The sequence below is a fragment of the Acinetobacter rudis genome (assembly GCF_000829675.1).
In the GTDB taxonomy this organism is placed as follows: Bacteria; Pseudomonadota; Gammaproteobacteria; order Pseudomonadales; family Moraxellaceae; genus Acinetobacter; species Acinetobacter rudis.
Genome location: NZ_BBRX01000033.1, coordinates 46380 through 67396, shown reverse-complemented (window position 1 = coordinate 67396; position 21017 = coordinate 46380). Strand labels below are relative to the sequence as shown.

27 protein-coding genes and 1 riboswitch are annotated in these 21017 nt (G+C 39.2%); of the genes, 18 read left to right on the top strand and 9 right to left on the bottom strand.

What is annotated here, in order from left to right:
- On the top strand, nucleotides 1-173 hold a 173-nt coding region (locus tag Aru01_RS18655), incomplete at its 5' end, for a YbaK/EbsC family protein (protein ID WP_503089926.1).
- A gap of 93 nt (nucleotides 174-266) precedes the next feature.
- On the opposite strand, the gene Aru01_RS10090 is transcribed toward Aru01_RS18655, so the two are convergent.
- Nucleotides 267-731 (bottom strand): internalin, encoded by a 465-nt coding sequence (locus Aru01_RS10090; RefSeq protein ID WP_370736885.1) that lies wholly within the window; start codon nucleotides 729-731, stop codon nucleotides 267-269.
- A 224-nt stretch (nucleotides 732-955) separates the two neighbouring features.
- Between Aru01_RS10090 and pyrG the strand changes: the two genes are divergently transcribed.
- The 6 genes from pyrG to Aru01_RS10060 all read left to right on the top strand — a co-directional run bounded on the left by pyrG (nucleotide 956) and on the right by Aru01_RS10060 (nucleotide 7463).
- On the top strand, nucleotides 956-2596 hold the full coding sequence (pyrG, locus tag Aru01_RS10085) for a CTP synthase (protein WP_016656776.1): 1641 nt from the start codon (nucleotides 956-958) through the stop codon (nucleotides 2594-2596).
- 25 nt (nucleotides 2597-2621) lie between these two features.
- Nucleotides 2622-3473, top strand: coding sequence for a 3-deoxy-8-phosphooctulonate synthase (gene kdsA, locus Aru01_RS10080; protein WP_016656775.1), 852 nt, complete (start codon nucleotides 2622-2624; stop codon nucleotides 3471-3473).
- A gap of 45 nt (nucleotides 3474-3518) precedes the next feature.
- Nucleotides 3519-4808, top strand: coding sequence for a phosphopyruvate hydratase (gene eno / locus Aru01_RS10075; RefSeq protein WP_016656774.1), 1290 nt, complete (start codon nucleotides 3519-3521; stop codon nucleotides 4806-4808).
- 10 nt (nucleotides 4809-4818) lie between these two features.
- Nucleotides 4819-5211 carry a septum formation initiator family protein gene (locus Aru01_RS10070; protein WP_016656773.1) on the top strand — a complete coding sequence of 131 codons (393 nt, stop codon included), beginning with the start codon at nucleotides 4819-4821 and terminating at the stop codon, nucleotides 5209-5211.
- The gene (gene ispD / locus Aru01_RS10065; protein WP_016656772.1) at nucleotides 5174-5893 is read left to right on the top strand and encodes a 2-C-methyl-D-erythritol 4-phosphate cytidylyltransferase; all 720 of its coding nucleotides are present in this window, start codon (nucleotides 5174-5176) and stop codon (nucleotides 5891-5893) included. Before Aru01_RS10070 ends, ispD begins: the two co-directional genes overlap by 38 nt.
- 81 nt (nucleotides 5894-5974) lie before the next feature.
- Nucleotides 5975-6059: riboswitch (glycine riboswitch) on the top strand.
- 153 nt (nucleotides 6060-6212) lie between these two features.
- Nucleotides 6213-7463 carry a D-amino acid dehydrogenase gene (locus Aru01_RS10060; protein WP_016656771.1) on the top strand — a complete coding sequence of 417 codons (1251 nt, stop codon included), beginning with the start codon at nucleotides 6213-6215 and terminating at the stop codon, nucleotides 7461-7463.
- An 89-nt stretch (nucleotides 7464-7552) separates the two neighbouring features.
- Here Aru01_RS10060 and Aru01_RS10055 read toward each other — a convergent pair whose 3' ends face one another.
- Nucleotides 7553-8662, bottom strand: a complete 1110-nt coding sequence (locus Aru01_RS10055) for a porin (protein ID WP_016656770.1) — start codon at nucleotides 8660-8662, stop codon at nucleotides 7553-7555.
- 73 nt (nucleotides 8663-8735) lie between these two features.
- Between Aru01_RS10055 and Aru01_RS10050 the strand changes: the two genes are divergently transcribed.
- Complete coding sequence (locus Aru01_RS10050) at nucleotides 8736-8882, top strand: hypothetical protein (protein WP_155757968.1); 147 nt, start codon at nucleotides 8736-8738, stop codon at nucleotides 8880-8882.
- Between the two features lie 158 nt (nucleotides 8883-9040).
- Here the strand turns inward: Aru01_RS10050 and Aru01_RS10045 are convergent, their stop codons facing one another.
- The 4 genes from Aru01_RS10045 to Aru01_RS10030 all read right to left on the bottom strand — a co-directional run bounded on the left by Aru01_RS10045 (nucleotide 9041) and on the right by Aru01_RS10030 (nucleotide 11834).
- Nucleotides 9041-9454, bottom strand: a complete 414-nt coding sequence (locus Aru01_RS10045; protein WP_016656769.1) for an HIT family protein — start codon at nucleotides 9452-9454, stop codon at nucleotides 9041-9043.
- Nucleotides 9455-9474: 20 nt separating this feature from the next.
- The gene (locus Aru01_RS10040; protein WP_370736884.1) at nucleotides 9475-9717 is read right to left on the bottom strand and encodes a YARHG domain-containing protein; all 243 of its coding nucleotides are present in this window, start codon (nucleotides 9715-9717) and stop codon (nucleotides 9475-9477) included.
- 104 nt (nucleotides 9718-9821) lie between these two features.
- Nucleotides 9822-10694, bottom strand: coding sequence for an NAD(P)-dependent oxidoreductase (locus tag Aru01_RS10035; RefSeq protein WP_016656767.1), 873 nt, complete (start codon nucleotides 10692-10694; stop codon nucleotides 9822-9824).
- A gap of 21 nt (nucleotides 10695-10715) precedes the next feature.
- Entirely contained in the window at nucleotides 10716-11834 is a 1119-nt protein-coding gene (locus tag Aru01_RS10030) for an alpha/beta fold hydrolase (protein ID WP_016656766.1), read from the bottom strand.
- A gap of 139 nt (nucleotides 11835-11973) precedes the next feature.
- Here Aru01_RS10030 and Aru01_RS10025 point away from each other — a divergent pair, with 139 nt between their 5' ends.
- From Aru01_RS10025 to Aru01_RS09990, 8 genes are all read left to right on the top strand, one after another.
- Nucleotides 11974-13161: an O-succinylhomoserine sulfhydrylase gene (locus tag Aru01_RS10025; RefSeq protein ID WP_016656765.1), complete on the top strand. Its 1188-nt coding sequence runs from the start codon at nucleotides 11974-11976 to the stop codon at nucleotides 13159-13161.
- 23 nt (nucleotides 13162-13184) lie between these two features.
- Complete coding sequence (locus Aru01_RS10020; protein ID WP_016656764.1) at nucleotides 13185-13514, top strand: YbaB/EbfC family nucleoid-associated protein; 330 nt, start codon at nucleotides 13185-13187, stop codon at nucleotides 13512-13514.
- 11 nt (nucleotides 13515-13525) lie between these two features.
- Nucleotides 13526-14122, top strand: a complete 597-nt coding sequence (recR, locus tag Aru01_RS10015) for a recombination mediator RecR (protein WP_016656763.1) — start codon at nucleotides 13526-13528, stop codon at nucleotides 14120-14122.
- A gap of 302 nt (nucleotides 14123-14424) precedes the next feature.
- Nucleotides 14425-15567, top strand: a complete 1143-nt coding sequence (locus tag Aru01_RS10010; protein ID WP_016656762.1) for a ribonuclease D — start codon at nucleotides 14425-14427, stop codon at nucleotides 15565-15567.
- A gap of 120 nt (nucleotides 15568-15687) precedes the next feature.
- Nucleotides 15688-15993, top strand: coding sequence for a YcgL domain-containing protein (locus Aru01_RS10005; protein ID WP_016656761.1), 306 nt, complete (start codon nucleotides 15688-15690; stop codon nucleotides 15991-15993).
- A complete protein-coding gene (locus tag Aru01_RS10000) occupies nucleotides 15986-16399 on the top strand; it encodes a hypothetical protein (protein WP_040331236.1) in 414 nt (137 codons plus the stop codon). The genes Aru01_RS10005 and Aru01_RS10000 overlap by 8 nt, the downstream gene beginning before the upstream one ends.
- 23 nt (nucleotides 16400-16422) lie before the next feature.
- Complete coding sequence (locus tag Aru01_RS09995; protein ID WP_016656759.1) at nucleotides 16423-17274, top strand: AAA family ATPase; 852 nt, start codon at nucleotides 16423-16425, stop codon at nucleotides 17272-17274.
- A gap of 13 nt (nucleotides 17275-17287) precedes the next feature.
- Nucleotides 17288-18475 (top strand): vWA domain-containing protein, encoded by a 1188-nt coding sequence (locus Aru01_RS09990; RefSeq protein ID WP_016656758.1) that lies wholly within the window; start codon nucleotides 17288-17290, stop codon nucleotides 18473-18475.
- 55 nt (nucleotides 18476-18530) lie between these two features.
- Here Aru01_RS09990 and Aru01_RS09985 read toward each other — a convergent pair whose 3' ends face one another.
- The 3 genes from Aru01_RS09985 to Aru01_RS09975 all read right to left on the bottom strand — a co-directional run bounded on the left by Aru01_RS09985 (nucleotide 18531) and on the right by Aru01_RS09975 (nucleotide 19855).
- Nucleotides 18531-18962: a CBS domain-containing protein gene (locus Aru01_RS09985; RefSeq protein WP_016656757.1), complete on the bottom strand. Its 432-nt coding sequence runs from the start codon at nucleotides 18960-18962 to the stop codon at nucleotides 18531-18533.
- Between the two features lie 139 nt (nucleotides 18963-19101).
- The gene (locus tag Aru01_RS09980) at nucleotides 19102-19482 is read right to left on the bottom strand and encodes a DUF2750 domain-containing protein (protein WP_016656756.1); all 381 of its coding nucleotides are present in this window, start codon (nucleotides 19480-19482) and stop codon (nucleotides 19102-19104) included.
- Between the two features lie 139 nt (nucleotides 19483-19621).
- Entirely contained in the window at nucleotides 19622-19855 is a 234-nt protein-coding gene (locus tag Aru01_RS09975; RefSeq protein ID WP_016656755.1) for an SEL1-like repeat protein, read from the bottom strand.
- Between the two features lie 218 nt (nucleotides 19856-20073).
- On the opposite strand from Aru01_RS09975, the gene Aru01_RS09970 reads away from it, so the two are divergent.
- On the top strand, nucleotides 20074-20433 hold the full coding sequence (locus Aru01_RS09970) for a hypothetical protein (protein ID WP_016656754.1): 360 nt from the start codon (nucleotides 20074-20076) through the stop codon (nucleotides 20431-20433).
- Nucleotides 20434-20598: 165 nt separating this feature from the next.
- Complete coding sequence (locus Aru01_RS09965) at nucleotides 20599-20949, top strand: hypothetical protein (RefSeq protein WP_016656753.1); 351 nt, start codon at nucleotides 20599-20601, stop codon at nucleotides 20947-20949.
- The last annotated feature ends 68 nt before the right edge of the window (nucleotides 20950-21017 follow it).

Here is a 21017-nt window from a genome sequence, read left to right as displayed (position 1 = left end):
GTGGAATTAGTCCATTTGGTCAAAAAAAACGCTTACTCACTGTGGTTGATTTACAAGCTTGTGAACTTGAAAAAATCTATGTGAGTGGAGGGAAGCGTGGTTTTGATATTGGGGTTGCTCCAGAAGCGATGAAAACGGTATTAAATGCACAATTTTCAGATGTCGTAGATTAGACGATCCTAAGATAAGTACTCGTAAAAATAGCGCCCTTCAATATTGAAGGGCGCTATTTGATTGAGTTTTGAATCAGTTGCTATGTATTGTGCTTAATTTTTTAAAGCAGGTGCAGCAGCAGCCATTGCAGCAGCAACAGCATCATCTTCAGATTGAGCTTTAGCCACAGTATTTTGCTGTACGGCAGGTTTTGCTGCTTCAGTTACCGCAGGTTTAGACGGTGCAGTTTCTTCTATTTTAGGTGCTTCAGCCATAGGTTTTGCAGCTGGTGTAGGCGTACTCACATAAGCAGGAGCTGGATTGCTTGGTGTGGTCGCTTGAGCTGTAGTCGGTTTTGGATTTTCTTGAATTGTTGGTTCCGGTTCAACTTGGGTTGGAATCTCAACATTTTGTGCATTGCTGCTTTCTACACTGTTGAGATTTTGAAATTGAGCCGGTTGAGATGCCGCTTGCCCCTGAGTTTCTGCATCATCTTTTGGTGTTTCTTTTTTAACACATGCAGAAATTAATAATGTGGTAGCGATTGCTGCGCCAATTAAAAGTTTTTTATTCATAATTACTCAAATAAAATTGAATCAGGATATGACGGTATTATAACAGTAAAAATCTTTTGCATGGTGGCATAAATTAATCATATTCATGAGTAGAAATTGGTGTTTATTTAACCAATTGTTTTTACTTCTTTGAATTGAGGCTGATTGACTTTGCTTTATAGGGGCAGAGTAAAGTAAAATTGCGCAACATTGCAGGCCGAATTAGGCTCGATTGTACGAGAGACTCAATGACCCATTTTATTTTCGTTACTGGTGGTGTGGTTTCATCACTAGGTAAAGGTATTTCAGCCGCTTCAGTTGCAGCGCTTTTGGAAGCCCGTGGTTTAAAAGTCACCATGGTCAAAATGGATCCATATATTAATGTTGATCCAGGGACAATGAGTCCATTCCAACATGGTGAAGTATTTGTCACAGAAGATGGCGCCGAAACAGACTTAGATTTGGGTTATTATGAGCGTTTCTTACGCCATGCTAAAATGACCAAATTAAACAACTTTACTTCTGGTCGTGTATACCAAGACGTGCTCAATAATGAGCGTCGCGGTGATTATCTTGGCGGGACTGTCCAAGTTATTCCACATATTACGGATAATATTAAAGAACGTGTATTACGTGCTGGCGAAGGCTATGACGTTGCTATCGTTGAAATTGGTGGTACTGTTGGTGATATCGAATCACTACCATTTATGGAAGCAGTACGTCAGTTAATGGTAGAGCTTGGTCACAAGCGCACTATGCTGATGCATTTAACTTTGTTGCCATATATTAATTCTGCGAAAGAATTAAAAACCAAACCTACACAACACTCTGTGAAGGAGTTGTTGTCTATTGGTATTCAGCCAGACATCTTAATTTGCCGTACTGAATATGATGTTGATGCAGACACTACGCGTAAAATTGCACTATTTACCAACGTTGAAGCACGCGCTGTTGTTGTGTGTAAAGATGCAAAATCGATTTATCAAATTCCACGTACGTTCTATGAACAAAATGTTGATGATCTAATCTGTGAGCGTTTTGGCTATAACGATTTACCAGAAGCTGATTTAAGTGATTGGGATGGTGTTGTAGAAGCACTATTAAATCCTGAATACACAGTTCGTGTAGCTATGGTAGGTAAATATGTTGAATTACCAGATGCATATAAGTCAGTGAATGAGGCTTTATTACATGCTGGTATTCAAAATCGTGTGAAAGTTCAAATTGATTATGTCAATGCTGAAGATCTTGAACAACAAAATGCGGCAGAACTGCTCAAAGATGCTGATGCAATCTTAGTCCCAGGTGGCTTTGGTGAACGCGGTACTGAAGGTAAAATGCAAGCAATTCAATACGCTCGTGAAAATGGCGTACCTTTCCTTGGCATTTGCTTAGGTATGCAATTGGCAGTGATCGAATTTGCACGCAATGTTGCACAGATGCCAGAAGCAACTTCGACGGAATTTAACCGTTCAACCAAATTCCCCTTGATTGGTCTGATCACTGAGTGGTTAGATGAGCGAGGCGAAGTTCAACAACGTAGCTTGCAATCAGATCTTGGCGGTACGATGCGTTTAGGTGCACAAAAATCTGAATTGGTTGAAGGCACGAAGACTCGTGATATTTATGGGTCAGCGGATATCATTGAACGCCATCGTCATCGTTATGAAATGAACAACCGCTTTATTCCTGCAATTGAAGCAGCAGGAATGAAAGTTTCTGGATATTCTCCAGTGCAACATTTGGTTGAGACGATTGAAATTCCAGCACATCCTTGGTTTGTTGCTGTTCAATTCCACCCAGAATTTACCAGCTCGCCACGTGATGGACATCCATTATTTGCTAGTTTTATAGATGCTGCTAAAAAGCACTATCAAGGTAATAAATAATTTAAATATATAGGGGAAGGTTTAAATGTTACAGGCACAAGAAATTGTTCGTTTAGGTGAGATTGAAATGGCTAACCATTTGCCATTTGTTCTTTTCGGTGGCATGAATGTGCTTGAATCTAAAGACTTGGCTTTTGAAATCGCTGAAACTTATGTTGATATCTGTAAACGTTTAAACATCCCTTATGTTTTTAAAGCAAGCTTCGATAAAGCGAACCGCTCAAGTTTAAATTCATTCCGTGGTCCAGGTTTGGAAAAAGGAATCGAATGGCTTGCAGACATTAAAAAGCACTTCAATGTGCCAATTATCACTGATGTACACGAGCCTTATCAGGCTGCACCTGTTGCTGAAGTTGCAGATATTATTCAATTACCTGCATTTTTAAGTCGTCAAACCGATTTAGTCGAAGCTATGGCGAAGACACAGGCAATTATTAATATTAAAAAAGCACAATTCCTTGCACCTCATGAAATGCGTCATATCCTGCATAAATGCTTAGAGGCAGGCAATGATAAATTGATTCTTTGTGAGCGTGGTTCAGCATTTGGTTATAACAACTTAGTTGTTGATATGCTGGGCTTTGATACGATGAAAGCAATGAATGTTCCAGTGTTTTTTGATGTGACTCATGCCTTACAAACGCCAGGGGGTCGCACAGACTCAGCGGGCGGTCGTCGTGCACAAATTACAACATTAGCACGTTCAGGTATGGCGACAGGTTTAGCGGGATTATTCTTAGAAGCGCACCCAGATCCAGACCAAGCGAAATGTGATGGCCCATGTGCTTTACGTTTATCGCAGCTTGAACCATTTTTAGCACAGTTAAAAGAATTGGATACTTTGGTTAAAGGATTCAAAAAGTTAGACACTCATTGATGTTGTATTACACATCTTGTTTTTTACTCAACTGAGGAATTATTCATGAGCCAAATCGTTGATATACGTGCACGTGAAATTTTGGACTCTCGTGGTAACCCAACCATCGAAGCAGACGTAATCTTAGACTCTGGTGTTGTTGGCCGTGCATGTGCACCATCTGGTGCATCAACAGGCTCTCGTGAAGCTTTAGAACTTCGTGATGGCGACAAAGCACGTTACTTAGGTAAAGGTGTTCGTACAGCTGTAAATAACGTTAAAACTGAAATTCGTGAAGCTTTAGTTGGTCAAAACGTATTTGAGCAAAAAGCGCTTGATGAAAAAATGATTGCGCTTGATGGTACTGAAAATAAAGAAAAACTAGGTGCGAATGCAACCTTAGCTGTTTCTCTTGCTGCTGCACGTGCTGCTGCGGTTGAGAAAAAGACTGAATTGTTCCAGTACATTGCTGATTTACGTGGTCAAACAACGTTAAGCATGCCTGTTCCAATGATGAATATCTTAAATGGTGGTGCACATGCTGACAACACTGTTGATATTCAAGAGTTTATGATTGAGCCTGTAGGTTTTACTTCTTTTGCTGAAAGCTTACGTGCTGGTACAGAAATCTTTCATGCATTGAAATCAGTATTGAAAAAGCAAGGCTTAAATACTGCTGTAGGTGATGAAGGTGGTTTTGCACCAAACTTACGCTCAAACGAAGAAGCGATTACTGTGATTCTTCAAGCGATTGAGCAAACTGGTTATAAAGCAGGTTCTGACATTATGTTAGCACTTGACTGTGCTTCTTCTGAATTCTACAAGAATGGTCAATATATTCTTGCAGGTGAAGGCAATAAAGCATTTACAAGCAATCAATTTGCTGACTATCTTGCTGGTTTGGCGAAACAATATCCGATCATCTCTATTGAAGATGGCTTGGATGAGTCAGATTGGGAAGGTTGGAGCTATTTAACGTCAATTCTTGGTGACAAAATCCAATTGGTTGGTGATGACTTGTTCGTAACTAATCCAAAGATTTTACAACGTGGTATTGATGAAAAAGTTGCTAACTCTATTTTGATCAAATATAACCAAATTGGTACATTGACTGAAACTTTAGATGCGATTTATTTGGCTAAAGCGAATGGTTATAGCACAGTGATTTCACATCGTTCAGGTGAAACTGAAGATTCAACAATTGCTGACTTGGCTGTTGGTACTGCGGCAGGTCAAATTAAGACAGGTTCACTTTGTCGTTCTGACCGCGTAGCAAAATATAATCAATTACTTCGTATTGAAGAGTTGACTCAGGCGGTTTATCGCGGTAAAGCTGAGTTTAAAGGTTTAAACTAAGTTTTATGTCATGCTAGATGTTTTTAAAACAACTTCAAGTAAAGTACTGTTGATACTTGCGATCGTACTGATCGCTGTATTGCAGTACAGTTACTGGTATGGTGAGGGAGGTTATTTCCCTCGCCAGAATCTACTTGAGAAAATTCAAGTACAATTAACAGAAAATGAAGAGCTTAAGGAACGCAATCGCGTTTTAGCAGCCGAAGTATATGATTTAAAAAATGGTGCTGAAGCCATTGAAGAACATGCACGATTAGATCTTGGTCTGATTAAACCCCACGAGACATTTGTACAAATGAGTACAGTAGGTGCGAACTATCAACCTATTGCTCTAGATCCAAGTCTTAGTCAAATATCAGGGCATAATGAACAAAATGACGATACCCCACCAGAAACAGACTAAACTTTGGGCGGTGATTCCTGCTGCCGGTTCGGGGCGTCGTTTTTCTGCAACAGATTTAAAACAATATCAAATTATTCAAAATAAGACTGTACTTGAGCATAGTATTGAACGATTAAGTGTTTTACCTCTAGCAGGTTATGTACTCGCTATCGCTGCAGATGATGATGTAGCACAAAACTTGGCACTGGTACTAAAGAAGAAAGCCCACTTTTGTCAGGGCGGGGCAGAGCGTGTGTATTCTGTACTAAATGCCTTAAATTATCTTTCTAAGATCGCTAGTGATGAAGATTGGGTGTTGGTGCATGATGCGGCTCGTCCTTGTGTGAGTCCAAGCTGTTTAGAGACATTGTATCAACAAGCCATTGAGCATCAACAAAGTGCTATCCTCGCTATTCCTGTGCGAGATACTTTAAAGCGTGTGGTTCAAGCACCGCAAATTACAGAAACCGTAAGCCGTGAACAATTATGGCAAGCACAAACACCACAAATTGCACAATTAGGTCTACTTAAGTCTGCATTAGAGCAGGCTATTGCTGATCAAGTGTTAATCACTGATGAGGCGAGCGCATTGGAGCATATTCAAGCGCCTGTACAAGTGATTACAGGCCGTGCAGACAATATTAAAATCACTTACCCCTCAGATCTCGATTTGGCACGACTCATTTTACAGGCACAGCAATAGTATTAATTCTTCCTGCTGATCATTTCGAAAATAATTCTTGTTTTTCATTTAAAATTGGCATATTGATTGCAATATAACAAAAAAATTATTGCAGGAGAGAAGCATTCCGCTCGCCGAAGGAGCAACCGCCCCGGAAACTTTCAGGCAAAAGGACTGTGATAATTACATCAATCTGGAGAGTAGCATTGTAGATATTATGATGTTCGCCGAAGGGGAAGGTGTTTATTCAACTGATTTTGATTAAATATCGAAGCTCTCAGGTACCCGTGACAGATGGGGCAGGATTTTGAAATGTATAGCATTTCAAAGGAGTGTACTTATGTCACATATTGTCATCGTGGGAGCTGGTATTACCGGTGTCACCTCTGCTTATGAGTTAAGGCTATTAGGCTATGAGGTTACCGTTATAGATCAACATTTGTTTCCAGCAATGGAGACTTCTTTTGCAAATGGTGGGCAATTATCTGCATGTAATGCTGAGGTTTGGAATCAAAAATCAACGGTTCTAAAAGGCTTAAAATGGATGGCACGCAAGGATGCACCATTATTATTGAATCCATCTTTTGATTTGCACAAATATACTTGGCTCATGGAGTTTCTTGGAAATATAAAACACTATCAAGCCAATACAATGGAAACTGTCAGATTAGCATTATTGGCTAGACAACGTTTATTTGCGATCGCAGAACAAGAAAATATCCAATTTGATTTAGAAAAACGAGGGATATTGCATTTTTATCACAACCAAGCTGATTATGCCGTTGCAACTGAGGTGAACCATTTATTGTTACGGGGTGGTTTAGAACGTCATGCCGTAAATGCTGAAGAAATTCGTTCGATTGAGCCTAATTTAACCGGCGAGTATTATGGTGGTTTTTATTGTCCTAATGATGCCACTGGCGATATTCATAAGTTTAGTGTGGGGTTGGCGGAAGTTACACAAAGACTAGGTGTTCAATATCTCTGGGGAATGCAAGTCAAACAGGTCCAACATCGTGCTCAAGATGTACTCATTCAATATCAAGCCAGTGCAGAAAATATGCATGATAAGCATGAGATTGATTTAGGTGAATTAAAGGCAGATGCGATTTTAATTTGTGCTGGTGTACAAAGTTATGGTTTAGCGCATATGTTAGGGGATCGAGTCAATGTCTATCCAGTCAAGGGCTATTCAATCACTGTACAACTAGAAGATGAGCAAAGCATCGCTGCCACACCTTGGGTCAGCTTGCTCGATGAAAGTGCGAAAATAGTGAGCTCTCGTTTGGGTAAAAATCGCTTAAGAGTTGCAGGTACTGCTGAGTTTAATGGCTATAATCGTGATATTCGGGCCGATCGCATTCAACCACTTGTCGACTGGGTGAATAAAAACATGCGGATTTCGACTGAGCATATTGTGCCATGGGCAGGATTACGGCCAATGATGCCCAATATGATGCCAGTGGTCAGACAGGGCAAGCAGGCGCGCGTATTTTATAACACAGGACATGGACATTTAGGGTGGACCTTATCCGCAGCAACTGCAGCGATGATTAGCCAGAAAATTTTGCAATGTTATCCAGTTGATTAAAATGAAAATGCCCGAATAAAGTTATTCGGGCATTCATTCTTTGGTAGAAAAGGCTGTGTTTTAAGCCTGATCTTTAAAGAATTTCTAACTTAGAAGCTATAAGACATACCTGCACCAACGACGGTACGTTTGTCATCACTCTTTTCCCAGTCACGTTTTTGCTGTGCTAACACGCCATAAAAACGTGCTTGTTTGTTCAGACGATAATCTACACCAATACCATATTGGTCAAATTTACGGCTATCACCAGTCCACTCAGTTTTAGCCTGTTGGTACTGACCTTTAATCGCCCAAGGTGTACTTGGAATTGCGTAAGTTGCTTGAACTAACCAAGAAGTTTCTTCTAAAGAAGCTGCTTTAGGGTCAAGTTTTAAAGATTCACCTTTTTCATTTGTTGCATTTGACAAGACTTGAGCAGAAGGAGAGTCAGAAGGCTCTGCATACTGGAACAATGCACCAAGTACTAAACCATTAACACCAACTTTAGAAAAGTCATATGAACCTGTTAGACGATAAGCATCAGATTCGATTTTGTCTTTAATGCCGCTATGGTTATATGCACCCGCTACACCAAAGTTACCAGCAAGAGCTACAGCAACACCTGCATTATCATTTTGATATGAAATCGAAGTTGATACGCCATCACCGAAGCTATTACGTTTCTTCGTACTATAGTTAGACGAGTTATTTTCACCCATCTCAGCCATTACATTAAAACGTAGACCAGGGATAAGCAGGTCTTTATCTGTTTCGAAGCCAACGACGTTCTTAAGACGTTCTTCACCAAACATTGTTTTGGTGATATCTAGGTTGGTATCATCATTAAAAATATCTTGGTAGTCGCCAGCAGCAGTCTTAAAGTAAGAGTCGTAGTTACCAGCTTTTAATGTACCGATTTTATTGAATTTAAGACCAATGAAGCGGTTACGTGCGCTTAAATCAGTATCTGAGCCTGAACCATCTGTAGATATTGCCCATTCAGCTTGATAAACCACACCGAGATTATCGGTCAGTTTCTCTTCCCCTTTAACCCCGATACGTGAAGCATTTGAGTTTAATTGAGTTTGGTTTTCACCTTTCCAGTTATTGTTGTCAACTTGGTTCAAGGAAACATTGAGTCTTCCATACAATGTTGGCGCTGCATGCGCTGCGCTAAATCCGATTGATGCAACTGCTGCAGCGAGTAGCACTTTTTTCATTGAAAATTCTCCAAAATGGCCTTTGCCTAAATTCACTTTTATTCAGTCAACTCCATCTCAGGATGGCTCAATTATGCTGACTAACTTGCAATGCAGTATCTGTAAACTTTGTTACAAGTGGGTGAATGAAAAGTTACATTTTGATGACGATTTAGTCCTTGAAGAACATCAGTTTAATAAAGTGCAGTGGATTTATTTGTCAGACATTAATGCAGTGTAAGTCTAGGAAAAAAATAATATTTTCAATATATTTAGGGGGTTGTTTATTCTAAGTTGTAGTCAACAATATTATAAATTTTTCTATTGCTTTGTGAAATTTAGATGTAAAAAAACCAGAACCTTAGATTGAAGATTCTGGTGTATTTAAACTTACAGGCTTTAAAGAGCAGCTTTAATTTTTTCTGCTAAAGCTGTAATTTTGTCTTGATCACCCATTTGAGCGGCATGTTTACCCAAATGATGGATTGAACTTGGAATCAAATGAAAGTGAACGTGGGGTACAGTTTGCCCAGCAGCTTCACCTGAAAGTTGCATGAGCACAATACCTTTAGCATCAAGTGCTTTTTCAATTGCTTTGGCAACTTTTTGTACGATGTTAATCGTATATGCAGCAGCTTCTGGTGGTAAATCAAGTAAGGTGACTGCAGCAACTTTGGGAATGACCAAAGCATGGCCATCGGCTTGCGGCATAATATCCATAAACGCAAGTACATGTTCATCTTCGTAGAGTTTTATTGCGGGGAGTTCGCCACGTAAAATTCGTGCAAAGATATTTTGTTGATCGTAGGCCATACTGATTTCCTAAGTCTGGATTAGTTACACTTCAATTCTTTTTGACGTGCTTTAATTTCATCTAAACGCTGCTGTTCTTTCTCAGAGAATTTAGGTTTGCTGGTAAAGCAGTTGTCGTTACCAAATTTTGCTTTTGCGTCTGCATCTTTAAAACAAAAGCCTTTAGATGCATAGATAACATTATAATCATCTTGTAGCTTTTGGCATTCTGCTGAAGCAGCCATGCTCTGAGTACTCAATGAAATAGCTATCATGGAAAACATAACCAATGCAATTTTGTTCATTATAACTCCTTAACGTGAACTTATTACTGTTGTGATGATTTCCCATTATAAAGATTGCAATCACATAAGCAATTGTATTGATTTTACTCTATGGTAATTTTACTCCATGATTCATACATTTTTACTGCTGCTGAAAAATCACTATTTGCTTCAGATGTTGCATAAGCTGCTTGAATTAAGCTTTGAGTAACGGCAGTGACTGGAGCAGAAAGTTTAGCTTCATGAACCAAATCAATGGCTATACCAGTATCTTTGGCAAGCAAACCCAGAGCAAAGGTCAGTGGAAAGCTACGGTTTAAAATGCGATCGGGTAAAGCGGACTCGGTTACACCGCTTTTTCCACTCGATGCATTAATACAATCAAGCGCCTGCTGTAAATTTACGCCATGTGCTTTTAATGTGGTAAATCCTTCTGCTGCTGCACATAGATGTACAGCCATCATCATATTATTCACTGCCTTTACAGCAAAGCCTGAACCAGATTGACCGACATGACGAATTAGATGACCCATCGCTTGCATGGCAGGTACAGCACGTTCGAAGGCATCAGCTTCACCACCCACCATAAATGTTAGACTGGCTTTTTCAGCACCAATTGTCTGGCCACTGACAGGAGCATCTAAAAAAGAAACTCCTTGTTGTTTGAGTAATGCAGCTTGACGCTGTGCTGCTTCAGGCACACCACTGGTGCAGTCAATCCATATACTGCCTGCTTGACATTGAACTTGGGCTAAGATGGTATCGATATCTGCACTGGTGGGTAGGCATGAAAAAATTAAGTCTGCTTGAGCAGCTTGCTGTAGTTCAACAGCAAGTGTTGCGTATTGAGCTGCATGCTGTTGCGCTTTGGCAAAGTTTCGATTCCACACCATAACTGTATCAAAGTGCTGTGGAAGATGTGCTGCCATGCGATAACCCATAGCGCCTAAGCCAATAAAGGCAACAGTTGGTTTCATGATATTTCCCGTAAAGTAGATCTAAAGCTGAGCCTGATCCTGTACAGGCTCAAGTCGAGTTGAGCGTTGCGATAGCCAAATGTATAACTTAGGCCAAAATATTTCAGCGCTTTTTTGACTAGACATTAGCCCTAAATGTCCTCCAGGAATCATCTGAAAACTGACATCTTGGCTGCTGGTTAATTTTGTGAGAGGCTTAATGGCATTCTCAGTGACGATCTGGTCGCGTTCACCAGCACCAACAAGTAAAGAACAATCAATATTCTTAAGCTCGATATGTTGTTGGTGTAAGGTGATTTCACCTAAAGCTAATGGGTTACGTAGCCAAATATGAAATAACATGTCTTGGTTAATACCGCCGGGGTAGTCAATCATATTATTTAAGAAACGACCTAAGGTGGCATGTTCTTGTAGGGCCTGTTGATTATGTAGATTAAGCAGCAACTGTTTATGACCTTCATACCAGCCTTTAGGATCTAAAATTTTAAATCCTAAACTATTAAGTATGCCAGGTGAATGAATAAGGCTTTTAGGTAACTTGGCTTGATACAGCAATTGTTCAATTCGATCACTACGTTGAACCAACTGATTTATTTTTTTGTAGAGTTGTCCAATTGCTCCTGAGGCATAACTATCTATTGGGCTTCCCAATACAATTAAGTTTTTTACAGCATTCGGTTGTTGTGAAGCGGTATAGAGGGCAACAAAAAGTCCAGCCATACTCCAGCCATGTAGGGAAATCTGTTTACACTGAGCATGTTGTTGAATTTGTGCAATGCAATTGGGAATAAAACGATGAGTGAAATCAATAAAATTAAGGTGTCGATGTTGAAAGTGTAGTTTACCCCAGTCGATCAGATAAACATCGAATCCTTGATTTACAAAATAACCAATAAGCGAACGGTAGGGATAGAGGTCATAAATAGACATATCTATTGCAAGTGGTGCGACAAAGACTAAAGGTTCCTGATATTTTTTTTCAACAGCAGCATAGTAACGGATTTGGCTTGGGCCAAATTTAAAGATACTTTCATAGTTCATTTGTTCAGAGATGACTAGGCTAGACGTATTGAAAATACGCTGAGATAGATTCTGTAATTGTAAGCTGGTGTGCTTTAATTTGTGTTTGAGATCCATCATCGCTTGCTAAAGTCCTTTCGCATGAATTAAGTCGCATAGTCTAAGCGATATTTTTTTGATTTGCCTTGACCTGAATTACCCTAGACGCTCACAATGTTGCCTACCTTATACCAATAAATGGCTTGGACGGTACATTTCAATGAGTCAATTCGACGATAAACAATATCAACTTGAAACACTTGCCTTACGTACAGGGCATACACGTAGTTTCGAAGGGGAACATGCAGAACCTATTTTTCTCACGTCCTCTTTTGTGTATGCCAATGCTGCTGAAGCTGCAGCAAAGTTTTCTGGACAAGAAGACGGCAATATTTATTCAAGATTCACCAACCCAACAGTTGCTACTTTTGAGAAGCGTATTGCTGCACTTGAAGGTGCAGACCGTGCAGTAGCAACCGGTTCTGGGATGGCTGCGATAATGTCTATCGTAATGACCTTTTTAAAAGCTGGTGACCATGTCCTATGCTCACGCTCTGTATTTGGTTCAACAGTAGCTTTATTTGAAAAGTATGTCAGTAAGTTTGGTATAGATGTTGAATTTGTAGATTTAACAGATGTTGGTGCATGGGAAGCTGCGATACGCCCTGAAACGAAGCTTCTCTTTGTTGAGTCGCCATCAAATCCTTTAGGTGATGTTGCTGATATTCGTGCCTTGTCTGATTTGGCGCATCGTCATGCTGCATTATTAGCCGTGGACAACACTATTTGTACACCAATTTTACAAAAACCTCTGAGCTTAGGTGCTGACCTTGTTGTGTATTCTGCAACTAAGTTTATTGATGGGCAGGGGCGTACTTTAGGTGGAGTAGTTCTTGGAAATCAACAGTTGATGGAAGAACTACATGTTTATGTACGTACCTCTGGTCCTTCACTGAGCCCGTTTAATGCATGGGTACTATTAAAAGGATTAGAAACGCTTAAATTACGTATGCGTGAGCATAGCGCCAATGCACAAAAATTGGCAGAGTGGTTGCAAAAACACCCTAAAGTAAAACAAGTTTATTATCCAGGCCTGACTGATCATCCAAGTCATGCGATGGCTGTTCAGCAGCAACAAGGGTTTAGTGGTATTGTCTCATTTGAGGTTGTTGGAGAACGTGAACAGGCATGGACAGTGATCGATAAAACACAATTTATTTCGATTACAGGTAATCTTGGTGATGCAAAAACCACCATTACTCATCCTGCAACAACCACGCACGGTAAATTATCGCCTGAAGCCAAAGAAAAAGTGGGTATTAGTGAAGGATTAATACGAATTTCAGTAGGTTTAGAAGATATTGATGATATTATTTGCGACCTTGCTCGTGGTTTAGATTTGATTTAATACTCGCTTATTTGGAGAAAATTATGAATATCAATATGTTGATGCAACAAGCACAACGCATGCAAAAAGACATGGAAGTAAATGTCAAAAAAGCTAAAGAAGAGCTTGCTCAAACTGAGGTGCATGCAGAAGCTGGCGGTGGTCTGGTTAAAGTAACTATGACTTGTCGTCATGTAGTTAAACGCATTGAAATCAATCCAGAGCTTTTGCAAGATGATGCAGACATGATCGAAGATTTGATTGCTGCTGCAATGAATGATGCATCGCGTCAAGCTGAAGCGGTGAGTGAAGAGAGAATGAAGTCTGCAAACTCTGGTATGGGCTTACCACCAGGTCTTTCTGGTTTGTTCTAAGGAATAATAGCGTGTTTAGTGATCGTTTTGATCAACTGGTACAAGCGCTAAGAATACTTCCAAGTGTTGGGCCGAAATCGGCTCAACGCATGGCCTTACACCTGATCATGAAAAATCGTGAAGGTGCTAATGCCTTATCGGTAGCCTTAAGTGAAGCAACCAGTTATATCCATCAATGCCAAATATGTAACTCACTGACTGAAGATGAAGTCTGTGAAATTTGTTTATCTACAGAGCGAGATTCAGCATTACTATGTGTGGTGGAGTCTCCAGCAGATGTATTAGCAATTGAGCATAGTGGCAGTTTTCGCGGTAAATATCATGTATTAGGTGGGCATTTGTCTCCTTTAGATGGTGTTGGACCAGAAGAAATTGGCATTCCTTATTTAGTACAACGACTCACAGATCAACAGATTAAAGAAGTTATTCTTGCTACAAATGCTACAGTTGAAGGTCAGGCCACAGCGCATTATCTTGTGGAAGTGACGAAACATTTACCCCTACAAATGACACGTATTGCACAAGGTGTACCTCAAGGCGGGGAACTTGAATATGTGGACAGTCATACCTTGAGCCAAGCGGTTCATAATCGATTGACAATGAAATAAGCACGAGTGCTGCTTATTTCTACTAATATCGTGAATCCCTTTACAATTATTCTATAAATCCTTTTATTTGAATCGCTTATTTTGTGACACTATGATTTGAATATCGTATTCATTGGATGACGAATTGAAATCTGTGTTGCATCTTATAGATTTTATTGAAGCATCCTTTGTGAATTTCATAGAAATGGGTCTCTAGGCAGACCTGATACTTTTCAGACATTTAAAATGGGTTTTATGCTAAAAGCTTGAAATTAATGTAAAATGTCGTTTAATTCCAATATATTAATTTGACCCAAACTCACATGTTTCAATTTATCCAACAACAAGCTGAACTTGAAAATGTACTTCATCTCATGAATCAGCATTCAATATACGGTTTGGACACTGAATTTATTAAAGTCGATACGTTTTGGCCAAAATTAGGTGTTTTTCAAATCAATATCGATCGACAAGTTTTTCTTTTAGATGGAACTACACTCGATCTCAGTTTATTTTGGGACAGAATCTTCCAAGCGCAACAAAATATTTTTCATGCATGTAGTGAAGATATCGATCTGATTTATCATTATTCTCAGAAAAAGAGTTTAAAAAATGTCTTTGATACACAGGTGGCGATGTCATTTTTAGGGCATGGTCTACAGTTAAGTTATCAAAATGCATTAAAACAACAGCTTGATATTGATATAGATAAAGATCAAACCCGCTCAGATTGGTTAGCAAGACCTTTAAGTCCACAGCAAATGCAATATGCTGCCAATGATGTTTGTTATATTGTGCAGTTGGCTGAGACAATTCAACAGCAATTACAGCAAAAGCGGCTATATGATTTTGTCCTTGAAGACTGTCAGCATCTTTGTCTAGAGATTGCACAAGAAACAGCAAAAGATAAGTTGTTTAGTGAGGTTGGTAATTATCGTCATTCCAGCAAACAATTAATGCAACTACAACAGCTTTGTGTTTGGCGTGAGGAAATGGTTAAGGCCTTAAATCAGCCTAAAAGTTTTGTTTTAAAAAATTCTACACTGAATGATCTTGTTGAAAAAAATCCTAAGAACACATTAGAACTTTCTAAGTGTAAAGATATTCGTGCATCAGTGGTACGTGAGCATGGCAAGATTATTTTAGATTTACTTAGATTTTTACCAGATCCTTCACAGTGGCCACTGCGAATGTCTCGGCCTATTAAACACTCTTCGAAGGGGATTACCCAAGTCGTAGATCAGTTAATTGAGCGTGTGGCTGAAGAGACACAGGTGCCTAAAGAAGTATTGATGCGTAAAAAATGGCTGAATATGCTTTATCAGCATGTGGTATTTCATGGCGATGAGCAAGATTTACCCGCGTATCTGCTTGGGTGGCGTTATGACCTTATGACCCGTCCTTTGATTGAGTTGCTCAAAAAAGATATTGATTATTTGACAACGCAGATGAAAGTTAACCCTTAGATTCTATTGTTAAGGGGGGATTGAGAAAATTGCGACTAATCCGACTAAAATCGCTAATGTATCAAAAGCACTTTTAATGTATGCTGTTGCTTAAGTTGATTTTAAGCTATATGAACACGCATGTTTTGTGATATTTATAAATCGAGCAAGAAAGACGAAATGTATCTTTACGTTGCTCGTACTCGCCAGTCTACCGAAGATGATCAGCAAGATCCGCTTGAAGTGATTCCTGAAACGATTCGTCAAGCCTTTGGTCGGGCGACCTTTGTAATGAATTTGGAGTTGAGTCAATCGCGTAAGTTGGCCCGTGTAAATGTGTTACACGTGATTGATTCATTGCAAACCAAAGGATTTTTCCTACAAATGCCGCCAGAGGGATTGATTAACCCGAATGCGGTAGAACCAGAGGGATTACGTGGTGCCTGAGCAATTAACGGTATTTTGGAATAATTTTTTAGATCTATTTGATGTTCTGCCAGAAGATAGTCTTGCAATCACAGTGTATATAGTGGGTGCGATTATTATCATGTGGTGTTGGACCTCAATCATGCGTAGATTGCCTGCAACTCTAGGCTGTATTCTATGGATGGTTGTGTTTGCTTTAATTGCAACACCGACGATCTCTGAAGGTCCAAATTCTGAACTTGCTCCTGCAACATTTGGTTTGCTATTTGGTGTACTGACCAAGGATTCGGTATTAATTTGGTCTAATTTATCGCTGATATTATTTGTGATTGGCTTGGGTTTAATCATTAGTCATTGGGCGAATAAATATAGAGCAATCAGGAAGAAAGCTACAGTGGTGGAAGGCACAGAGCAGTCACCACTTTAAAGAATTAAAAAGGTTAAAAGATTATGTCTGTTGATCATCAACAATTTATAGGCACAGATCAGTATATTGCAACAGATAGTCTAAAATTGGCTGTCAAAGCTGCTCGTGCATTGCAAAAACCACTTTTAGTCAAAGGTGAACCTGGTACAGGTAAAACTTTGTTGGCTGAACAAGTTGCTGAAAGTCTGGGAATGAAGTTGATTACTTGGCATATCAAGTCAACAACAAAGGCTCAGCAAGGTCTCTACGAATATGACGCCGTGTCACGTTTACGTGATAGTCAATTGGGCGATGACCGTGTTTATGATATTAAAAACTATATTAAACCTGGTAAATTATGGGAAGCTTTTCATAGTGAAGAGCGCTGTGTTTTGTTAATCGATGAGATTGACAAAGCAGATATCGAGTTTCCAAATGACCTGTTGCATGAACTTGATAAGATGTCATTCTTTGTTTATGAAACAGGTGAAACGATTACTGCGACACAACGTCCTATCGTGATTATCACTTCCAATAATGAAAAAGAACTCCCTGATGCATTTTTGCGTCGTTGCTTCTTTCATTATATTGACTTTCCAAATGAAGAAACCATGCGCGATATCATTGCCGTGCATTTTCCAAAAATTTCAGTGCGTTTAGTCAATGAAGCTTTAGAAGTATTTTTTAAACTGCGTAAAGTACCGGGCTTGAAAAAACCACCTTCAACTTCAGAGTTGATTGATTGGTTAAGTCTGTTAATGGCTGATGATATCCCTGAAGATATTTTATCGCAGCAAGATAAGTCTAAAGCGATCCCACCATTATATGGGGCACTCATTAAAAATGAGCAAGATGTTCAGCTACTTGAACGCTTAGCATTTATGTCTCGTCGTTAATCGTTGAAGCCTCATGTTTGTACGTCTGTTTTATTTGCTTAGAAAGTATGGCATTCCGGTCAGTACGCGAGAGCTGATTGACCTGAACCGTGCTGTTGATCAATCCATCGTTTTTGCGGATTTGGATGAGTTCTATCATTTGGTCAAAATTATAATGATCAAAGATGAGCGATATTTCGACAAGTTTGATCGTGCGATGAAAGCCTATTTTGATGGCATACAGAGCGTTGATTTAGATGAGGTCTTTGAAAAAATCCAACAGATTCCTAAAGAGTGGTTGGATTTGGAATTGCTGGAAAAGCATCTCAGTGCAGAACAAAGAGCAGAGCTGAGTAAGGCTGGATCTCTAGAAGAACTGATGAAAATGTTGGAAGAACGTTTACGTGAACAACATAAAAAACATCAGGGTGGTAACCGTATGATTGGTACGGGTGGAACGTCACCATTTGGTGCATTTGGTGATCATCCAGAAGGTGTGCGTATTGGTGGACCAGGACGAAAGCGTTCTGCTGTGAAAGTGTGGGAGCAAAGACAATATCAAAATCTTGATGATGAGCAGATTTTAGGAACTCGTCATATGCAGATGGTGATGCGCCGTTTACGTAAGTTTGCTCGTCAAGGTGCAGCAGAGGAGCTAGATATTCAAGGGACGATCAGTGAGACAGCCAAGCAAGGGATCTTGAATGTCCAATTGGTTCCTGAACGTCGTAATAGAGTAAAAGTGTTGATGTTGTTTGATGTTGGTGGCTCAATGGACGCCCATATCGCACAATGTGAAAAATTATTTAGTGCTGCTAAAAGCGAATTTAAAACGCTAGAATATTTTTACTTTCATAATTGTCTTTATGATTATGTCTGGAAGGACAACTATCGGCGTTCTGCAACACGTATGAGTACTTTTGATTTGTTTAACACCTATGCAAAAGATTATCGTGTGATTGTGGTGGGTGATGCTAGCATGGCACCTTATGAGTTAATGTCTGTAGGTGGTTCTGTTGAATACATGAATGATGAATCTGGTGAAGTGTGGTTAAGACGCTTACGTCAGCACTTCGATAAGACCGCATGGCTCAACCCTGAGCAAGTGAACTATTGGCAATATACTCAAACCATTACTGCGATTCAGCAGATCTTTGAGCAGCATATGTATCCAATGACTTTAAAAGGCTTGGAAGATATGATTAATTATTTAGCAAGATAGCTTTAATGCACATTGCAAAAAAGCACCGGTATGGTGCTTTTTTTAGATTGCTGAGTTAGCCTGAGATATATTGTTGCAATTGCTGAATAAGCACTTTTTGATCTTCCATCGTTGCTTTTACCAAGTCACCAATTGAAATTAAGCCTTTGAGTTGGCTGTTTTCAACGACTGGAAGGTGGCGTAAATGCTTATCGGTCATAAGCTCAAGACACTGTTCAACAGTGTAACTCCCTGGAACGGTAATGACCTTGGATGTCATGATTTCAGCAACAGTAGTGTCATCTGAGCGACGCTCAAGTAGCGCAATTTTGCGTGTATAGTCACGTTCTGAAATTATGCCCACTACATTTTGATCTTCAACGACAACAACTGCACCGATCCCTTTATTGGCCATTAATGAAATTGCGGCCAATACAGTTTCATATGGGCTAATAGTCGCTACTTCGTTGCTACCTTTATTTTTTAAGACTTGATTTACTGTTGTCATTTCTTTGCTACCTTGTTTGTTATGAATGTATTAAAGTCCCACAATTAAATACTACAAGTCATCTCGAAAATAAGCCACTAATTTTGTGATATTTAGAGGCTTAAATAGCACAAATTTCATTCAGTTGTTCGGCAAAAAATTAAGCCATTTGATAATTGTTTTTGCTGAAAAAGAAGTGCTTCATTTGTGAGGATGAGAGCTTGAACATAACAGCAGAAGAACCATATAAAGTGGGTTTAACATGAAAACGATTTAAGGTAGGTAACAAGGAGTTTTCAAAATCTTGTAAACTAATTTTACGTGGGTGGTAGTTTGGCCAGTTATTTTGTGCATAACGATAGGCTTGGGTTGGATTCAGCCAAAAAGGGAAGACCTTTTCGTTACTATTCGGGTCTGTTTTGATGGCCCAACCTTCATGGTAAAGGCCCCACAACACACCACAATACATCATACTTTTAAGGATAGAGATTCGAAGAATAAATTGCTTAGAAACGGGGTGTAGTTTTAAATAGTTTTTCATGATCCTAACCGCTCTGTATAAAGTGGTTCTATTGTACTTGAACGTAATGATAATAAAGTTATGACGTTATGCTTTATGGTAATCAAATATTAAATTTACGTAGAGTGGCAAAAAAAAGCGCCACCTAAGTGACGCAGTCTTATGCTTGCATGGTGGCTAATTTCTGCCAATATTGTGCTTTAAGTGAATCACGCTCTACGCGGAAACCTTGGTAATAAAGTTCAGCTAAAAACATCGCAGAACGACTATGTCCTGCACGAGCTACGTGCTCAAGTTGTTGAACTGCATCTGAAAAGTTCATTTCAGATTGGATCGTGTTTACTGCAACTTCGTAGATACCTTCTAAGTCACGGTGTGAAATTTTCTGAATCATATATAACTCCTTATTGTAATTATGATTGCTATTGAGTTTTACTCATCTATTCGCCGCTGATTGAGTTTGGCAAAGTTATATTAAACTAATATTACAAAGCTGCGATTTTGTCAATATAGTGACAGATGCAATTAGACATTTTATGTTTATACGATTAAACTTTATACGAAAACAACAGTAATAAAATCATTGTCAGCACGACAAATAAGGAGAACAACATGACCAACAGTATAGACGGTTTTAGTTTTGATCAACCCTTAAGAGAAACACAAATTATAGCCTTAGCGCAGTATCATCGAAAACAACTTCATGATGCAGTATTTCATCAAGAGGTACATTTAGGTAATTTCTGCATCGCACAGCGAAATAGAGTGTACGATTATACACAGCATTTAGATCCAATGCAAAAAAAAGATTTTTACCGGATTTATGATGGTGAATTAAAGCGCTTAGACACAGATGATTTACACCCAGTTGCTGAGGAAAGTGCCCTCAGTATTTTTACTGTGGTGCTGGTATTGGTCCTCATCGCAGCCATGCTTTATTTTGCTGTTCTACATATTATGTTTAAAAGTTAGTGATTTGTAGCTATCGCTATGATCTTATTGAAGTCAACTTGATAAGATCGTAGCGTTTAGCTTAATCCCCAATATAAAGTTTTGCTTTATATTTATCCATACGCGTGATGATCCCTGTATTTTTTGTTTGAGCATGATTACACTAGTGCAAGCTAGAGGTCATGCATGTTTATTGTTAAAGAAAATTTAGAAAAAATTAAAAAACGGTTAAATCTGGATCGAATATCTTATATCGCTATTGCACTATTACTTGTAATTATTGCTTGGCAGGCTAAAAGGTTGTGCGCTCAGCCGATTAATCAAACTCAATATCAATATGTTGTTGTGTTGGCAACCCAAGCAGAATTTCCAAATACCCAACGTGCAGCACGTGATTTGCTCTTGAAAGGTCAAATGAACCGTATTCACTATTTAAAACTTTTACGCGCTCAACAATTTGAAGCAGCTAAAGTCAGACAACAACCCGCCATGCAGCTTGAAGAAAATTATCCGCATAATGTACAGCAAGGCAGCTGATTATACTGCTATAAATGATTGCTTGCTGAATATTGCTCAAATTAGCGCTGAGGCGCGTTCAAATAGGG

What these genes read in the sequence shown, in the direction of transcription:
- Aru01_RS09995 (WP_016656759.1), top strand. Translation starts at nt 16,423, where the DNA reads ATGTCTGTTGATCATCAACAATTTATAGGCACAGATCAGTATATTGCA.
- Aru01_RS10045 (WP_016656769.1), bottom strand. Translation starts at nt 9,454, where the DNA reads ATGGCCTACGATCAACAAAATATCTTTGCACGAATTTTACGTGGCGAA.
- Aru01_RS10005 (WP_016656761.1), top strand. Translation starts at nt 15,688, where the DNA reads ATGTTTTGTGATATTTATAAATCGAGCAAGAAAGACGAAATGTATCTT.
- Aru01_RS10070 (WP_016656773.1), top strand. Translation starts at nt 4,819, where the DNA reads ATGCTAGATGTTTTTAAAACAACTTCAAGTAAAGTACTGTTGATACTT.
- Aru01_RS10010 (WP_016656762.1), top strand. Translation starts at nt 14,425, where the DNA reads ATGTTTCAATTTATCCAACAACAAGCTGAACTTGAAAATGTACTTCAT.
- Aru01_RS10025 (WP_016656765.1), top strand. Translation starts at nt 11,974, where the DNA reads ATGAGTCAATTCGACGATAAACAATATCAACTTGAAACACTTGCCTTA.
- Aru01_RS09980 (WP_016656756.1), bottom strand. Translation starts at nt 19,482, where the DNA reads ATGAAAAACTATTTAAAACTACACCCCGTTTCTAAGCAATTTATTCTT.
- Aru01_RS09970 (WP_016656754.1), top strand. Translation starts at nt 20,074, where the DNA reads ATGACCAACAGTATAGACGGTTTTAGTTTTGATCAACCCTTAAGAGAA.
- Aru01_RS10030 (WP_016656766.1), bottom strand. Translation starts at nt 11,834, where the DNA reads ATGATGGATCTCAAACACAAATTAAAGCACACCAGCTTACAATTACAG.
- pyrG (WP_016656776.1), top strand. Translation starts at nt 956, where the DNA reads ATGACCCATTTTATTTTCGTTACTGGTGGTGTGGTTTCATCACTAGGT.
- Aru01_RS09985 (WP_016656757.1), bottom strand. Translation starts at nt 18,962, where the DNA reads ATGACAACAGTAAATCAAGTCTTAAAAAATAAAGGTAGCAACGAAGTA.
- Aru01_RS10060 (WP_016656771.1), top strand. Translation starts at nt 6,213, where the DNA reads ATGTCACATATTGTCATCGTGGGAGCTGGTATTACCGGTGTCACCTCT.
- ispD (WP_016656772.1), top strand. Translation starts at nt 5,174, where the DNA reads ATGAACAAAATGACGATACCCCACCAGAAACAGACTAAACTTTGGGCG.
- kdsA (WP_016656775.1), top strand. Translation starts at nt 2,622, where the DNA reads ATGTTACAGGCACAAGAAATTGTTCGTTTAGGTGAGATTGAAATGGCT.
- eno (WP_016656774.1), top strand. Translation starts at nt 3,519, where the DNA reads ATGAGCCAAATCGTTGATATACGTGCACGTGAAATTTTGGACTCTCGT.
- Aru01_RS09975 (WP_016656755.1), bottom strand. Translation starts at nt 19,855, where the DNA reads ATGATTCAGAAAATTTCACACCGTGACTTAGAAGGTATCTACGAAGTT.
- Aru01_RS10055 (WP_016656770.1), bottom strand. Translation starts at nt 8,662, where the DNA reads ATGAAAAAAGTGCTACTCGCTGCAGCAGTTGCATCAATCGGATTTAGC.
- Aru01_RS10035 (WP_016656767.1), bottom strand. Translation starts at nt 10,694, where the DNA reads ATGAAACCAACTGTTGCCTTTATTGGCTTAGGCGCTATGGGTTATCGC.
- Aru01_RS09965 (WP_016656753.1), top strand. Translation starts at nt 20,599, where the DNA reads ATGTTTATTGTTAAAGAAAATTTAGAAAAAATTAAAAAACGGTTAAAT.
- Aru01_RS09990 (WP_016656758.1), top strand. Translation starts at nt 17,288, where the DNA reads ATGTTTGTACGTCTGTTTTATTTGCTTAGAAAGTATGGCATTCCGGTC.
- Aru01_RS10020 (WP_016656764.1), top strand. Translation starts at nt 13,185, where the DNA reads ATGAATATCAATATGTTGATGCAACAAGCACAACGCATGCAAAAAGAC.
- Aru01_RS10040 (WP_370736884.1), bottom strand. Translation starts at nt 9,717, where the DNA reads ATGTTTTCCATGATAGCTATTTCATTGAGTACTCAGAGCATGGCTGCT.
- Aru01_RS10050 (WP_155757968.1), top strand. Translation starts at nt 8,736, where the DNA reads ATGCTGACTAACTTGCAATGCAGTATCTGTAAACTTTGTTACAAGTGG.